The organism is Methylobacterium phyllosphaerae (genome assembly GCF_001936175.1).
Taxonomy (GTDB): Bacteria; Pseudomonadota; Alphaproteobacteria; order Rhizobiales; family Beijerinckiaceae; genus Methylobacterium; species Methylobacterium fujisawaense.
The window spans coordinates 5,109,482-5,123,763 of record NZ_CP015367.1; the positions used below are offsets into that span (position 1 = coordinate 5,109,482).

Below are 14,282 nucleotides of genomic sequence, written 5' to 3' on the forward strand. Positions count from 1 at the left end.
TCCACGGGGCCCGGTCGGGCCGCGGCGGGCGCCGCCCGCTTGCGACCCCGGTCGCGGGTAGCGAGCAGATCGACCGCCGAACTCTGGTCCCCATCATCGCCGACAGCGGCTCTCCCGCCTCGATTGCATTGCATGAAAGCCTCGGCTTCACGCCTGTCGCATCCTTGCTGGCGTGGCGGCCGCAAGCCTGGGCGCTGGCGCGCCGTGATGCTCATGCAGGGCGCGCTCTGACCCGACCGAAGCCTGCCGCCGACGCGGATCTGACCGCGAGACCCCGTTTCCCAGGGCCGATTACGCCCCAACACTGCGGTTGGGTTGTCATGATGCGGACAACTTCGCGCGGGACAGGGCGGGCATGATGCGCACGTCGTCCGGTTCTCGGCTCGGCGCGGGCGCGATGGCGCGGAGAGAGCGGTCTTTCCGCGCGCGAAAGCGGTTTACGCGAGGGCGGGCGGTCAAGGCTCCATCACGACTCGCGAGGGATGGGAGTTCAGGTATGCGGTTTACATCGATCGGTCGCCGGGTTGCGCCGCTCGCAATCCTGGCGCTCTCGGCATTGGCGAGCACGGCCCAGGCCAAGACGCCCACTGATCCCAGCGGCACCTACCTGACCGAGGACGGCCGGGCGCGCGTGCGTCTCGAGAAGTGCGGGACCGCGGGCGACCGGCTCTGTGGCTACGTGGTTTGGCTGAAGGTTCCGCTCAACGACAAGGGCGAGCCGCGGATCGACTTCAAGAACCCCGATCCCAAGAAGCAGGCGCGGCCGTCGCTCGGTCACCAGCTGATCCTGGGCCTGAAGCCGAACGCGGACGCCCATTTCGAGGGCAAGATCTACAATTCCGAGGACGGCAAATCCTACGACGTCACCATCTGGACCGACACGCCCGGCGAGTTGACGGTGCGCGGCTGCCTGATCGCGTTCCTGTGCAAGTCGCAGACCTGGACCAAGGTCACCGATCTCGCGCCCGGACAGCTCCCGGGCCCGACCAATGGTCCGAACGGTCCGCGCACCGATCCGGAGTACGCCAGCGCCGCCCCCAAGCCGACCGCCAAGGCCGGTGCCAAACCGGCCCAGAAGCCCGCCGCCACCGAGGCGCCCCCCGCGGAGTGAGGGGCACCGGCCTTCAATCGGCCAGGGCCGCGTAGGTCAGGACGCGCAGTTCGCGCCGGATCGGCAGAGCCGAAGACGGCACGAGCTGCGTCATGAGCACCACCGACAGATCCTCGGCGGGATCGATCCAGAACGCCGTCGAGGCGAGGCCGCCCCAGGCGACCTCGCCGGGCGTGCCGAGGATCTGGGCGCGGGCCGGATCGAGCATCACCGAGAAGCCCAGACCGAAGCCGATGCCGGTGTATGAAGTCTCGGCGAAGCGCGGCGTGCCCATCGCGGCCAGATCGCCCGGCAGGTGGTTCGACAGCATCAACTCCACGGTCTTGCGGCCCAGGAGGCGCGTGCCGTCGAGGGTGCCGCGGTTGAGGATCATCCGGCAGAAGCGCTGGTAATCGGCGGCCGTGGAGACGAGGCCGCCGCCGCCCGACGCGATGGCGGGCGGCTTCGCGAAGGCCGTCTCTACGGAATCGTCGAACAGGCGCAGCTGCCTTGCGCGGTCATACGCATAGGTGGCGCAGAAGCGCGGCATCAGCTCCGGCCGGACGAAGAAATCGGTATCGATCATGCCCAGCGGCCCGATCACCGCCTCACGGAGATAGTCGGCGAACGGACGACCGCTCAGGGCGGCCACGAACTGGCCGAGCACGTCGGTGGCGACGCTGTAGTTCCAGGCGCTGCCCGGCTGGGCGAGGAGCGGCAGCTTCGCCACCCGGGCTGTCATCTCGGCGAGCGTGCCCTCGCGCGCGAGGTAGTCGACGCCGTGCTCGCGATACTGCGCATCGACGAGGGTCGCCTCCATGAAGCCGTAGGTCAGCCCGGCCGTGTGAGTCAGCAGGTCCCGCACGGTGATCGCCCGGCGGGCCGGCTCGGTCTCCAGCTTCGCCCGGTTGCCGCCAACGGCAACCCGCATCTCGGCGAATTCGGGCAGGACCCGGGAGACCGGATCGTCGAGCTGGAACAGGCCCTGCTCGTAGAGCTGCATCACCGCCACCGAGGTGAGCGGCTTGGTCATCGAGTAGATCCGCGTCACCGTATCGAGGGTGAAGGGCGTCGCCCGGGCGAGGTCGGCCTGCCCGCAGGCGCGCGCGAAGGCGACACGGCCGCGCCGCGCCACGGTGACCGACAGGCCGGCGAGCCGGCCCTCGTCGACGAGGCGGTCCATCCATGGCGCGATCCGGGCGAGACCTTCCGGGCTGAACCCGGCGCCGGTCGGATCGGTCTCGGTCAGCGCGCTCATGCGGTCTCCTCGTCGTGGCGTTCCGGAAGGTAGAAGGGGAGGGCTGGAAAATCACCAGCCCATCGTTCCGGGACCGCCCTTGAACGGTCCGACGATGCCGGGCGTGATCCAGCCGCCGTAGAAGGTTCCGGGCTGCGGCGTCGCCTGGGCCGCGCCGACGAAGCAGGCATCCATCGGGCCGGCGTAGAACGCGACATAGCCGGCGATCGCGCGGAAATCCGGGGTTGGATCCGGGTAGGCCCAGGCGGCCCCGGGGACGAGACGGTCGCCGCCCCGCACGTCGAACAGTACCGCCTGGCCCTTCCACTCGCAGATCCCGCCGCGCCGCGGATTCACGAGCGTTCCCTCCGCGATGTCGGCGGGCGGCAGGTAGTAGGTCGGCGGGTGCGAGGTCTCGAGCACCCGGAAGCCGGAGACGGTCTCGGCGATCGTATCGCCGCCCAGCACCACGCGCAGTCGCTCCCGGACGGGCTCCAGCCGCGGCGGCCGCGGATAGTCCCAGACGCTCTCCTCGCCGGGCCTCACCGGATCCGGAACGGGCCGGAAGGGCGATCCTCTCATGGGAAACCTCGTGACGTGCCTGTGGGGATACAGATAGGGCGGCGCGGCCGGCGTTTGTCGTCGGCCTCGCCCGTGCTAGCCCGTCGCCGACACTCGAGCCCGGGATCGCCCGCGATGGACATCGCCCTCTTCCTCGACTTCGACGGCACGCTCACCGAGATCGCGCCGCGGCCGGACGCCGTGCAGGTCGAGCCGGGGCTGGTGGAGGATCTGGAGCGGCTCCGGGCGCGCCTCGACGGGGCGCTGGCGATTGTGACCGGCCGGCCGGTGACGGTGATCGACGGCTTTCTGACGCCGTCCCGCCTGGACGCGGCCGGCCTTCACGGCGTCGAGCGCCGGGTCGGCGGTGCGATCACGGGGGGCCAGATGGAGGATCACCCGGATCTGCGCCGGCAGGTCGCGCGTCTCCAGGCCGAGACCGCGGCGCTGGCGCGGGTCCTGATCGAAGACAAGGGCGCGTCGGTGGCGGTGCATTGGCGCCTCGCGGATCCCGACGATGCCGCTCGGGCCGAAACGCTCGTGAAGGACGCGGCGGACGCGCTCGGCCTCGCGTACCGCCTGCAACTCGGCAAGGCGGTCGGCGAGATCGTCCCGGCGCAGGCGACGAAGGCGCACGCGATCCGCGCCTTCATGGCGGAGGCGCCCTATGCCGGCCGGACACCCGTCTTCTTCGGGGACGACCGCACCGACGAGATTGCCTTCGCGTCGATCAACGAGGATGGCGGCATCGCGGTACGCGTGGGCGAGGGCGAGACCGTCGCCCGCCGCCGCCTGCCCGACCCCGCCGCCGTCCGCGCGCTGCTGCGCGACTGGGCCGCCGGGGGGGCGATCGATCCCGACGCGCTTCCGCGGGCTTGAGCCGTCTCGCCAGACGGCCCGCGGCCCGGGCCGTCGTCCTGCGCGCCGATCATGGGGAGCCGCGATGTCGAACCGTTCCGTCGACGGCTGGCCGCGGATGCTGCTGCGGCTCGAGGGCGCCTGCATCCTGGCCGGCGCCGTGTCGGCCTATGACTGGCTCGGGCAATCGTGGTGGATCTTCGCCGCGCTGCTGTTCGTCCCCGACGTGAGCATGCTGGGCTACGCGGCCGGCCCGGTGGCCGGTGCCGTGCTCTACAACCTTGCTCACTTCCTGGCCCTGCCGCTGGTCGGCCTGTGTCTGGCGGCTGGCCTCGGCCATCCTGATCTCGTGGGATTAGCCCTGATCTGGCTCGCCCATATCGGCCTCGATCGTGCGCTGGGCTATGGTCTCAAATACGCGAGCGGATTTGGCGATACGCATCTTGGCGTCATCGGCCGGCCGCGTGACACCACGATCGCGCCGCATTGAGAGGCGGCCGATGCCGAATGGGACTTGCCCGCGCCGGGGCGCGGGGCCGATGTAGCGCCGAAGCCGCGTCGGGTGCGGATCCCGTCGGCGGCGGGACAGGTAGCAGGGGCTTGTTGCGATGTTCGAGTTTCCGGTTCTGGTCGGCGACATCGGCGGCACGAACGCGCGGTTCGGCCTGATCGAGACGGCCGGCCAACAGCCCCGCCTGCTTTCCCACGAGGCCACCGCCGACCATCCCGATCCGTCGAGCGCCATCAGGGCGTCGCTGGCGAAAGGGGGCGGGCCTTCGCCGCGCTCGGCCATCCTGGCGATCGCCGGCCGGGTCGACGGGCCGGAGATCCAGCTGACGAACGCGCATTGGAAGATCGCCGGCCAGCGCATCGCGGCGGATTTCGATCTCTCCGCCGCGGTGGTGGTCAACGACTATGTCCCGGTGGCGGCCGGAGCCGCCGATATCGAGCCCCACGACCTCACGCCTGTGGGGCCCTGTCCGCCCGTGCCCGGCGGCGCGCGGGTTGTGCTGGGCCCCGGAACGGGCTTCGGCGCGGCGGCGCTGGTGCCCTACGCGGCGCATCTCGCCATCGTGTCCACCGAGGCCGGCCACACCGATCTCGGCCCGGTCGACGCGTTCGAGGAGAAGGTCTGGCGCGTCTTGGAGCGGGTCGAGGACCGCATCACCGTGGAGACGGTGCTGTCAGGTCCGGGGCTGTCGCGGCTGTACGCGGCGGTGGCCCATGTCCGGACCGGGCAGCCGCACGGGAAGATCGAGCCGGCCGCCGTCACCGAGGCGGGGCTCAACGCCACCGATCCGCATGCCGCCGAGACGCTCGAGCTTTTCGGCCGGGTGCTCGGCCGAGTCTGCGGGGATCTCGCGCTGACCTTCCTGGCGACCAGCGGCGTCTATATCGGCGGCGGCATCGCGCCCCGGATCCTCAAGGTGCTCGCGGAAAGCGGCTTCCGCGCCGCCTTCGAGAAGAAGGCACCCTTTGCCGCCATGATGCGCCAGATCCCGACCAGCGTGATCACCGTACACGATCCGGCCTTCCGGGGTCTGGCGGCCCTGGCGAACGAGGGCGCAAAGTTCGTCTACCACGGGCAGGTCTGGCGCAAGGAGGCGTGACGGACAGGCGCCGTCGCCGCCAACGGGGCGAGGTGACCGGCGACGGCGCCCCGTCAATGGACGGGGCGCCGCCCGGACGGCAGCGCCCCGGTCGCGGCGGCGGCGGCCCGTGAGGGCCGGCGCTCAGGCCGCCGCCAGCGGCTTCGAGACCTCCTCCAGGGACTTGCCCTCCGCGGCCGTGCCCCAGATCCCGCCGACGATTGCCGCGATGAGCATCAGCACCGCGCCGAGGCCGTAGCCGAACAGGACCCAGTCCCGCGAGCCGGTCTCCACCAGGCTGCCGAACAGGAGCGGCCCCGACACGCCGCCGATGCCGGTGCCGACCGCGTAGAAGGCCGCGATGGCGAGCGCCCGGATCTCCAGCGGGAAGGTCTCGGAGACCGTGAGATAGGCCGAGCTCGCCGCCGCCGAGGCGAAGAAGAACACCACCATCCAGGCCCCGGTCTGGCCGACCGGCCCGAGCACGTCGAGGCGGAACAGCAGGCCGACGCCGGCCAGCAGCAGCGCCGAGATGCCGTAGGTGAAGGCGATCATCTTGCGCCGTCCGATCGTGTCGAACAGCCGCCCGAGCAGCAGCGGGCCCAGGAAGGAGCCGAGCGCGAAGGGCAGCAGGTACCAGCCGACATGGTTGCCGGGCACCTGGTAGAAGCGTTCCAGCACCAGCGCGTAGGTGAAGAACAGGGCGTTGTAGAAGAAGGCCTGGGCGATCATCAGCGCGAGGCCGACCATGGTCTCCTTGCGGCTCGTCACGAACAAAGCTTTGAACACCTCCGAAAGGGGGGTGTGGTCGCGGGTGCGGACCTTCATGCGCTTGCTTTCGTCCACCGGCGGCAGGGTCACGCCCTCGTCGGTGAAGCGCTTCTCGATGCCGGTGACGACCCGGTCGGCTTCCGCCGCGTAGCCGTGGGTCGCGAGCCAGCGGGGGCTCTCGGGGATCCAGGTGCGCAGGAGCAGGATCACGAGGCCGATGGCGCCGCCGGTGAAGAAGGCGACGCGCCAGCCCCAGGCCGGGTCGATCACCTCGGGCTTCAGGAGCACGATCGACATGAACGAGCCCAGCGCCGCGCCGATCCAGAACGAGCCGTTGATGACGAGGTTGGTCCAGCCGCGGACCCGGGCCGGGACAAGCTCCTGGATGGTCGAGTTGATCGCCGTGTACTCGCCGCCGATCCCGGCCCCCGTGAGGAAGCGGAAGAAGCAGAAGCTCCAGATGTTCCACGACAGGCCGGTGGCCGCCGTGGCGACGAGGTAGAGGGCCAGCGTGATGAAGAACAGCTTCTTGCGGCCGATCCGGTCCGTGAGCCAGCCGAAGCCGATGGCACCGGTCACGGCGCCCACGAGGTAGCAGGAGGCGGCCAGCCCGACGTCGAACTCGGAGAAGGACATCGGCGGCTGGCGCAGGGCGCCCACCAGGGAGCCGGCGAGGGTGACCTCGAGCCCGTCCAGCACCCAGGTGATGCCCAGGGCCACGATGACGAGCACGTGGAAGCGGCCCCAGGGCAGCCGGTCCAGACGCGCCGAGATGTCCGTATCGATCACGCGGCCGATCTCCGCACGCTCCGGCGTCCCGGATCCCCCCTCGACCTTGCTCGCCATGTCCGCGTGTCCTCCCGTCTCAAGCGTTTACTGTGCCTGGACAGTGCGCATTTACCGCGACTGTAGGCAGGTGTTGGGAACGGGTTGGAAATCGATTCGGTTCGATTTCGTCTTCACATGCGCGGCGCAGAACAGGGAGGTCCACGCGGTGCCCTTCCCATGTCCTCCCGTCCTGCCCTTTCCCGCCGCCCCCGGGCTCGGCTCGTCCTGCTGACCGTCCTGACCCTCGCGGGGCTCGCCACCGTCCCCACCGAGGGGGCGGACCGGCATCTCGAACGGCCCAAGCCGCGCGTCGCCCTGCAGGCGGCCGAGCGCTGGCGGCTGCGGCCGACGGAGTCCGTGGTGACGGTGACCGGCAGCGTCCGCAGGCGGCCCGAGACCGCGATCCCCGAAGATCGCCGGAACGTCCGCCTCGTCTACCCGGCGCTGGTCGAGGCGCGCTGACCGCGCCTGCAATCGATCTCTCGCCCACTCCATCTCGACGATCCGGATCCCGTCAGGCACAGCGCCTGCTTCGTCCGCATGTGGACGGGTTCGTCGGGACGGTGCGGAGGCGCGGATGGCGGAGGCAATCGCCCTGGTCGGGTGCAAGGGGCCGGCCCAGGAGGCGGAGTATCTGCGGATCCTGTCGGCGGCCATGCCGGAGGAGCGGCTGATCCCGTTCCGGACGATGGATGATGCGGCTCGGGCGGCGGCGCGGGTCGCCGTCGTGGCCAATCCCGATCCGGCCGAGGTGGCGGCGCTGCCGGGACTCGTCTGGGTGCAGAGCCTCTGGGCCGGGGTCGAGAAGCTCGTCGGCGCCTTCGACCGGCCGCTGCCGATCGTCCGCCTGGTCGACCGGGAAATGGCCCGCACCATGGCCGAGGCCGTGCTGGCCTGGACCTATTATCTCCAGCGCGACATGCCGGCCTACGCCCGCCAGCAGCGGGATCGGGTCTGGCGCCCGCACGCCTACCGCAAGCCGTCCGACACCACGGTGGGACTGCTCGGCCTCGGGGCGCTCGGCACCGCGGCGGCGGAGCGGCTCACCGGCGCGGGCTTCCGTGTCGTCGGCTGGAGCCGCGGCCCGAAGGCCGTGCCGGGCCTCGAGACGTTTCACGGCACCGACAGCCTCCCGGCGATGCTCGGCCGGTGCGACATCCTCGTCTGCCTCGTGCCGCTGACGCCGGAGACGCGGGGCCTGGTGGATGCCCGACGCCTCGCGGCCCTGAAGCCGGGCGCCGCGCTGATCAATTTCGCCCGCGGGCCGATCGTCGTCACCGAGGATCTGATCGCCGCCCTGGAAACCGGCCACCTCGCGCATGCGGTGCTCGACGTCTTCGGGGTGGAGCCCCTGCCGGCGGACTCCCCGCTGTGGTCACATCCCGGGGTGACGGTGCTGCCGCACATCTCGGGGCCCACCGACATGGACTCGGCCGCGGCCACGGTGGCGGAGAACCTGCGGGCCTATCGCCGGACCGGTCAGGTGCCGGACGGGGTCGACGCGACACGGGGTTATTAGGCCGCGCGTCGCGGCCGCTTCGTCCCGTCGTCCCGGGACCGCGCAGCGGTGCCCAAGATCCTGACACGCCGAGGCGCCAGGATCCGGCTCCGGCGGCGGCTCCGGATCGCCCGCCTCCGGCGTGCCTCTCCCGGTCCGAGCCCGCCTGCGGCGCCCGGAATGACGGCGCAGGTGGACGGGCGCGCCGCGTGACCTTTGCCCTTCGGATGCGTGGGGACGACGCGTGGCCTCACAGCGTCGGGAATGTCGCCGCGAGGTGGTCGATCAGCACCCGCACGGCCGGCGGCAGCCCGCGCCGGGTCGTGAAGACGAGGTGCACGATCCCAGGCTGCCCCTGCCACTCCGGATAGACGGGAACAAGCCGGCCCGCCCCGATGGCGTCGGTGCAGGCATGGTCGGGCAGGAACGCGACCCCGAGGCCGGCGGCCGCCGCGTCGCAGAGCGCGGCGAAGTCGCCGCAGGTCAGGCGCGGCTCGTGACGCAGGGTGAAAACCCGGCCATCCGCCCGCTCCAGCCGCCAATCCGCCTCGCCCGGATCGTCGCGGGTCCCGAGGGTCGGGGCCGCGCCGAGGCTGGCGATATCGGGGCCCAGGCCGCGCGCGACCTCCGGTGCGGCCACCAGGATCCAGCGCGAGAGCCCGAGCGAGCGCATGGTCAGCGACGCGTCGCTGGTCAGATCCCGCCGGACCCGCAGGGCCACATCGATCCGCTCCTCGATCAGGTCGACGGGCCGGTCGGTCGCCACCAGCTGCAGCCTGACCTTCGGATGCCGGGAGAGGAACACGCGCACGATCGCGCCGACAATATCGATGAGGCCCGTCGGGCAGCTCATGCGGATCCGCCCGTGCGGCTCGGTCTGCGCCTCCGCGACCAGAGCCTCGGCCCGTTCGGCCTCCAGCATCATCGCCCTGCAGCGCTCGTAGAAGCCCTGGCCGACCTCGGTCACGCGGAAGCGTCGGCTCGACCGCTCGATCAGGCGGACGCCCAGGCGCGTCTCCAGGGCCGCGACCCGGCGGCTGAGCTTCGATTTGGGCTGGTGCAGCGCCCGGCCCGCCGCGGCGAAGCCGCCATGCGCCACCACCTCGGCGAAGTAGACGTAGTCGTTCAGGTCGGCGCGGCTCATCGTTCCTCCAGCAGAACGCTGAGTGCCATATCTGCCGACTACCGGCATCTTCGTTCCGTCGGCATCTCTCCAACCAGCGGTGCACACGAAGCCGAACGATGGAGAACGACGATGGCCGGCAGGTTTCAGGACAAGGTTGTGGTTGTAACGGGCGGGACCAGCGGCATCGGGCTCGCCGCCGCCCAGGCCTTCGTGGACGAGGGGGCCGCGGTGTTCATCACCGGCCGCCGCCAGGAGGCCCTCGACGCCGCGGTGAAGCAGATCGGCGGCCGGATCACCGGCGTACGCGGCGACATGGCGAACCTCGCCGACATCGACCGCCTCTATGATGCCGTCCAGCAGAAGCACGCGCAGATCGACGTGGTCTTCGCCAATGCCGGCGGCGGTACCTTCGCGCCGCTGGGGGCGATCACCGAGGAGCACTACCAGAGCATCTTCGACACCAACGTGAAGGGCGTGCTCTTCACCGTCCAGAAGGCGCTGCCGCTGCTGCGGGACGGGGCGGCGATCGTGCTCACCGGATCGACAACGGGCAGCGCGGGCACGCCGGCCTTCAGCGTCTACTCGGCCACCAAGGCGGCGGTGCGCAACTTCGCCCGGAACTGGATCCTCGATCTCAAGGACCGGCGCATCCGGGTGAATACGATCAGCCCCGGCGTCACCGAGACTGCGGGCCTCGACGCGCTGTTCGGCGGCGGCGATCAGGCGGCGGCCACCAAGGATTACCTCGCCGGCCAGATCCCGGCCGGGCGCGTCGGCCGGCCCGAGGAGATCGCCCAGGCGGTGCTGTTCCTCGCCTCCGACGCGGCGAGCTTCGTCAACGGTGTCGAGCTCTTCGCCGATGGCGGGCAGGTCCAGATCTGAGGATCCGGCGCCGGCCGGGACGCGACACCCCGTCCCGGCCGACGGGATGAACCCTGGCATTATCCGGGGGTTGATGGCCCGGCCGTCCGGATCCGCATCTCCGCGGGCGGGGGTCTGGAAGGACGCTCGGATTTCATGGGTTGGCCGCGCCGCATCTTGATCACCGCCGGACTCGTGACCGTCGCGGCGGGTGTCACGCTGAGCGTGGGCCGCTTCAGCTACGCGCCGATGCCCGACCGGGCGGACCTGCTCAACCCGGACCGCTACCCGATCCAGACCGCCTTCGACGTGCTGGGACGGCGCATCTCGCGCGCGGAGGCGGACCGGCTCAACGGGACCGAGGCCGGACGGAAGGACCTCGCGCCGGGGAACGGCGCGGTCGCCATCGATCCTGCCATGGTCGAGCGCGGGCGGCAGGCCTTCTACCAGGAGACGTTCGGCAACGAGGTCTTCCTCACCGACGTCATGGGCATGCTCGACGGCGGGCTCACACCAACCGCGGTCGCCCTGGCGGTGGCGAAGCTCGGCGGTCAGGGAACCACAAACCTCCAGGTCGCCATGGCCAAGGACGTGCGCATCGGCGACCGCGTCTACCGGGCCGGCGAGCTGGTCCCGACCGGGCTCGACGTGCCGAGGGGCGGGGCCTTCATCATCGGGATCAAGACCTTCTCCGACCGCGGCCACCTGCGCATGGGCATCACCTGCGCCCTGTGCCACGCGGCGGTCGATCCCGGCACCGGCAAGGTCGTGGAGGGCGCGCCCAATACCGACCTCAATGCCGGGCTGCTGATGGCGCTCGCGAAGAACTCGTCGGCCTACTTCATGCACGCCAGCGTGCCGGAGGCCGATGCCCGGCCTTCCGCCGACCCGCAGCATACCGGCGCGACCGGGACGGGGCCGGCGCTGCCGGACGCCGCTTCCGTCGAGGCGGCCACGAAGGTGCAGGTGGCGAGCTGGCCGCCGGGCAGCTTCGACTCCTCCGCCGACCGGGTCACCAACCCGACCTCGATCCCGTCGAGCTTCTCCGCCCACGGCGAGCCCTACAGCTGGAGCGGGCGCGAGGCGATCGGGCCCTTCGCGGGCCTGTCCTCGCTGAACAACAACGTCCACGCGGCCAATTCCGACACGACCCAGCTCGCCGCCGCCGCGCCCTGGCTGTTCGGCATGGATCCCGAGACGTATCTCGGCATCGTGCTGCGCGGCGCGGCCACGGAGGCGTTCCGCTTCAAGCCGGAGGGTGGCCGGAGCCCGTCCGAGGTGCTGCGCAGCGTCGATCCGACCCCGGCCTCGCCGGGCCTGAACAGCTACGCGGTCCTGCCGACCTATCCGGCGACCAATTACGTCACCGACAACGGTCTGTTCACCTCGGTGCCCGGGGAGCCGGTCAACCACGCCAACAACGCCATGTCGGCGTTCCAGAACCTGCTGCACCCGCCCGCCGCCGGACAGGATCCCGAAACGGTGCGCGCCGGGCGCGCGGTGTTCGAGAAGGCCGGCTGCGGGACCTGCCATGCCGGGCCGGCGCTCACCAACCACCGGATCGTCCCGGAGGCCGAGATCGGCACCGAGCCGACCCGGGCCCGGGCGGGCGCCAAGATGGAGGCGCGCCTGTCGCCGCCGACGATGTTCGCCACCGACACGCCGTTCCCGGTCCCGGCCGATCCGGTGATCGTCCCGGTGCCGCTCGCGGGCGACGCGCTGGCGCAGGTGCAACTCGCCTGGGGGCAGGGGGGCACGGAGGGGGGCTACAAGGTGCCGAACCTCGTGGGCCTCGCCTGGACGGCGCCGTACCTGCACGATTCCGGCGTGGCGGTCGGGCCCGATGCCGAGGGCCAGCTGGGCGTCCCGGGCACGCTGTACAGGGGCGTCGCCCCCGATCCCGCCAACAGCCTGCGCGCCCTGGTGGACCGGGATCTCCGGGCCAAGGTGATCGCCGCCAACGCGGCCTCGGATACGGCGCGGATCGCCCGCGTCACCGGCAAGGGGCACGCCTTCTGGGCGGATGCCGGTTCGGGCGTCTCGCCCGAGGAGCAGCGGGCGCTGATCGCCTATCTGCTGTCGGTCGATCGTCTGACCGAGCCGGCCGCGACGCCCTGATCCGGGCGGTGCCACCAGTGGTCCGGGTCACTGCATCGGGGAGCCCTCGCCGCCCCGCCGCATGGCCGGGCGCAGCGCATCCCGCGCGGTTCAGATGACCGCCTCGATCAGGCCCCGCCGCTTGGCCTCCTCGGCCTCGAGGTACCAGTTCGACGGTGCCTTCTCGAGCACCTCGTCGAGGGTCACGTCCGAGCCCTGGATCAGGTTCGAAAACCCCTCGTTCTGGATCGCGATCGAGCACTGGATCTCATTGAGCGTCGCCGTCACGGAGGCGATGCAGGTGGTGAGCGGCCCCTCGATCTGGAGCTGCTTGTTCATCTTGCGCTCGTGGATCATCAGCCGCGTGCCGCAGGTCAGGTATCGGTTCGGCCGGGCGAAGAAGCTCATGAAGGTGGTGCCGGCCGAGTAGATCGCCGCCTTGCCGAGGAAGACGAACCGCCGATCCGGGTCCATGGCGCTGTTGAAGCGGATGTCCTCGCCCATCATCCGGGCCACCTCCGGATCGCCGCCGAGCGTCGTCAGCTCGACGACGACGATCTCGCGGTCGGCCGCCGCCCCGAGCTGGCGGCGGAAGTCGCGGTACATGTCGTAGTCCACCGCGCCCGACAGCAGGACGGCGGGGGCCCGGAAAGCGGTGGGGCCGAGGGGCGTCGTGTCCATGGTTCTCCTGGTCGAATGACCGGCGTTCAGCGTGCCGGGTCGGGGGGACCCTCGCCCTTGCCCACGAAGGGGATGCCCGCGATCGGGCATTCCTCCGTGCCGACGCTCTGACGGGTAATGGCCCGCACCGCGTCGCGGGTTCCGTCGGGATCCTCGATCCAGCGCCGGTAGAAGTCGTAGGGGCATTCCGACATCCCGTGCCGGTTCTCCTTCGAGTTGATCATGCCCGTGTAGCCGCGGTGCAGCAGCTTGAAGAGGTGGTTCTCCGACTGGCCGTGGGCGCGGAAATCCCGGATCAGGAACTTCGACAGGGCCGCGTACTGGATGCCCATCTCCTCCTCGCCGCACTCGCCGAGCGTTCGGCCGTCGAAGCCGATGATCGCCGAGTGGCCGAAATAGGTGTAGACGCCGTCGAACCCGGCGGCATTGGCCACCGCCACGTAGGTGTTGTTGGCGAAGGCCATCGCCTTCGAGATGACGACCTGCTGCTCTTTCGCCGGGTACATGTAGCCCTGGCAGCGGATGATCAGCTCGGCGCCCCGCATGGCGCAATCGCGCCAGATCTCCGGGTAGTTGCCGTCGTCGCAGATGATCAGGCTGATCTTCAGCCCCTTCGGCCCGTCCGAAACGTAGGTGCGGTCGCCCGGATACCAGCCCTCGATCGGCGTCCAGGGCATGATCTTGCGGTACTTCTGCACGATCTCGCCCTGGTCGTTCATCAGGATCAGGGTGTTGTAGGGCGCCTTGTTGGGGTGCTCCTCGTGGCGCTCGCCGGTGAGGGAGAACACGCCCCAGACCTTGGCCTCCCGGCAGGCGGCGGCGAACACCTCGGTCTCGGCGCCTGGGACTGTGGAGGCGGTCTCATACATCTCGGCGGCGTCGTACATGATGCCGTGGGTCGAGTATTCGGGGAAGATCACGAGGTCGAGGCCGGGCAGGCCGCTCTTCATGCCGACGATCATCTTGCCGATCGCCTTGGCGTTCTCCAGCACCTCCGCGCGGGTGTGCAGGCGCGGCATCTTGTAGTTCACGACGGCGACGCCGACGCTGTCCTGGCTGGACGAGATGTCTCCGTGCATCATGGC

14 protein-coding genes are annotated in these 14,282 nt (G+C 70.7%); 8 read left to right on the top strand and 6 right to left on the bottom strand.

Going from position 1 to position 14,282, the window contains the following annotated elements; all coding sequences use genetic code 11:
• The first annotated feature begins 496 nt into the window (after positions 1-496).
• Entirely contained in the window at positions 497-1,111 is a 615-nt protein-coding gene (locus MCBMB27_RS23395; protein WP_043349347.1) for a DUF2147 domain-containing protein, read from the top strand.
• Between the two features lie 13 nt (positions 1,112-1,124).
• On the opposite strand, the gene MCBMB27_RS23400 is transcribed toward MCBMB27_RS23395, so the two are convergent.
• Positions 1,125-2,348: a serine hydrolase domain-containing protein gene (locus tag MCBMB27_RS23400; RefSeq protein WP_075381387.1), complete on the bottom strand. Its 1,224-nt coding sequence runs from the start codon at positions 2,346-2,348 to the stop codon at positions 1,125-1,127.
• Between the two features lie 51 nt (positions 2,349-2,399).
• The gene (locus tag MCBMB27_RS23405) at positions 2,400-2,909 is read right to left on the bottom strand and encodes a DUF427 domain-containing protein (RefSeq protein WP_043349342.1); all 510 of its coding nucleotides are present in this window, start codon (positions 2,907-2,909) and stop codon (positions 2,400-2,402) included.
• A 114-nt stretch (positions 2,910-3,023) separates the two neighbouring features.
• On the opposite strand from MCBMB27_RS23405, the gene otsB reads away from it, so the two are divergent.
• The 3 genes from otsB (at position 3,024) to MCBMB27_RS23420 (ending at position 5,356) form a co-directional block, all read left to right on the top strand.
• Complete coding sequence (otsB, locus tag MCBMB27_RS23410) at positions 3,024-3,767, top strand: trehalose-phosphatase (protein WP_043349341.1); 744 nt, start codon at positions 3,024-3,026, stop codon at positions 3,765-3,767.
• Between the two features lie 64 nt (positions 3,768-3,831).
• Positions 3,832-4,236, top strand: coding sequence for a DUF4260 domain-containing protein (locus MCBMB27_RS23415; RefSeq protein WP_075381388.1), 405 nt, complete (start codon positions 3,832-3,834; stop codon positions 4,234-4,236).
• A gap of 118 nt (positions 4,237-4,354) precedes the next feature.
• Entirely contained in the window at positions 4,355-5,356 is a 1,002-nt protein-coding gene (locus MCBMB27_RS23420) for a glucokinase (RefSeq protein WP_075381389.1), read from the top strand.
• Between the two features lie 123 nt (positions 5,357-5,479).
• Here the strand turns inward: MCBMB27_RS23420 and MCBMB27_RS23425 are convergent, their stop codons facing one another.
• Positions 5,480-6,952, bottom strand: a complete 1,473-nt coding sequence (locus MCBMB27_RS23425) for an MFS transporter (RefSeq protein WP_043349334.1) — start codon at positions 6,950-6,952, stop codon at positions 5,480-5,482.
• A 159-nt stretch (positions 6,953-7,111) separates the two neighbouring features.
• Between MCBMB27_RS23425 and MCBMB27_RS23430 the strand changes: the two genes are divergently transcribed.
• Positions 7,112-7,396 (top strand): hypothetical protein, encoded by a 285-nt coding sequence (locus MCBMB27_RS23430; protein ID WP_236952798.1) that lies wholly within the window; start codon positions 7,112-7,114, stop codon positions 7,394-7,396.
• Between the two features lie 115 nt (positions 7,397-7,511).
• Positions 7,512-8,453, top strand: coding sequence for a 2-hydroxyacid dehydrogenase (locus tag MCBMB27_RS23435; RefSeq protein WP_075381390.1), 942 nt, complete (start codon positions 7,512-7,514; stop codon positions 8,451-8,453).
• 229 nt (positions 8,454-8,682) lie between these two features.
• Here MCBMB27_RS23435 and MCBMB27_RS23440 read toward each other — a convergent pair whose 3' ends face one another.
• Complete coding sequence (locus tag MCBMB27_RS23440) at positions 8,683-9,576, bottom strand: LysR substrate-binding domain-containing protein (RefSeq protein ID WP_043760413.1); 894 nt, start codon at positions 9,574-9,576, stop codon at positions 8,683-8,685.
• A gap of 111 nt (positions 9,577-9,687) precedes the next feature.
• Here MCBMB27_RS23440 and MCBMB27_RS23445 point away from each other — a divergent pair, with 111 nt between their 5' ends.
• Together MCBMB27_RS23445 and MCBMB27_RS23450 are read left to right on the top strand one after the other, a co-directional pair.
• On the top strand, positions 9,688-10,440 hold the full coding sequence (locus tag MCBMB27_RS23445) for an SDR family NAD(P)-dependent oxidoreductase (RefSeq protein ID WP_043349326.1): 753 nt from the start codon (positions 9,688-9,690) through the stop codon (positions 10,438-10,440).
• Between the two features lie 135 nt (positions 10,441-10,575).
• A complete protein-coding gene (locus tag MCBMB27_RS23450) occupies positions 10,576-12,537 on the top strand; it encodes a hypothetical protein (RefSeq protein ID WP_053610492.1) in 1,962 nt (653 codons plus the stop codon).
• Between the two features lie 90 nt (positions 12,538-12,627).
• Here the strand turns inward: MCBMB27_RS23450 and MCBMB27_RS23455 are convergent, their stop codons facing one another.
• Positions 12,628-13,197: a ClpP family protease gene (locus MCBMB27_RS23455; RefSeq protein WP_043349319.1), complete on the bottom strand. Its 570-nt coding sequence runs from the start codon at positions 13,195-13,197 to the stop codon at positions 12,628-12,630.
• Positions 13,198-13,223: 26 nt separating this feature from the next.
• Entirely contained in the window at positions 13,224-14,279 is a 1,056-nt protein-coding gene (locus tag MCBMB27_RS23460; protein ID WP_075381391.1) for an aliphatic amidase, read from the bottom strand.
• Positions 14,280-14,282 lie beyond the last annotated feature (3 nt).

Excerpts from the sequence above, each read along its gene's own strand:
- MCBMB27_RS23440 (WP_043760413.1), bottom strand. The coding sequence starts at position 9,576 with ATGAGCCGCGCCGACCTGAACGACTACGTCTACTTCGCCGAGGTGGTG.
- MCBMB27_RS23445 (WP_043349326.1), top strand. The coding sequence starts at position 9,688 with ATGGCCGGCAGGTTTCAGGACAAGGTTGTGGTTGTAACGGGCGGGACC.
- MCBMB27_RS23435 (WP_075381390.1), top strand. The coding sequence starts at position 7,512 with ATGGCGGAGGCAATCGCCCTGGTCGGGTGCAAGGGGCCGGCCCAGGAG.
- MCBMB27_RS23455 (WP_043349319.1), bottom strand. The coding sequence starts at position 13,197 with ATGGACACGACGCCCCTCGGCCCCACCGCTTTCCGGGCCCCCGCCGTC.
- otsB (WP_043349341.1), top strand. The coding sequence starts at position 3,024 with ATGGACATCGCCCTCTTCCTCGACTTCGACGGCACGCTCACCGAGATC.
- MCBMB27_RS23430 (WP_236952798.1), top strand. The coding sequence starts at position 7,112 with ATGTCCTCCCGTCCTGCCCTTTCCCGCCGCCCCCGGGCTCGGCTCGTC.
- MCBMB27_RS23395 (WP_043349347.1), top strand. The coding sequence starts at position 497 with ATGCGGTTTACATCGATCGGTCGCCGGGTTGCGCCGCTCGCAATCCTG.
- MCBMB27_RS23400 (WP_075381387.1), bottom strand. The coding sequence starts at position 2,348 with ATGAGCGCGCTGACCGAGACCGATCCGACCGGCGCCGGGTTCAGCCCG.
- MCBMB27_RS23415 (WP_075381388.1), top strand. The coding sequence starts at position 3,832 with ATGTCGAACCGTTCCGTCGACGGCTGGCCGCGGATGCTGCTGCGGCTC.
- MCBMB27_RS23405 (WP_043349342.1), bottom strand. The coding sequence starts at position 2,909 with ATGAGAGGATCGCCCTTCCGGCCCGTTCCGGATCCGGTGAGGCCCGGC.
- MCBMB27_RS23460 (WP_075381391.1), bottom strand. The coding sequence starts at position 14,279 with ATGATGCACGGAGACATCTCGTCCAGCCAGGACAGCGTCGGCGTCGCC.
- MCBMB27_RS23450 (WP_053610492.1), top strand. The coding sequence starts at position 10,576 with ATGGGTTGGCCGCGCCGCATCTTGATCACCGCCGGACTCGTGACCGTC.
- MCBMB27_RS23420 (WP_075381389.1), top strand. The coding sequence starts at position 4,355 with ATGTTCGAGTTTCCGGTTCTGGTCGGCGACATCGGCGGCACGAACGCG.
- MCBMB27_RS23425 (WP_043349334.1), bottom strand. The coding sequence starts at position 6,952 with ATGGCGAGCAAGGTCGAGGGGGGATCCGGGACGCCGGAGCGTGCGGAG.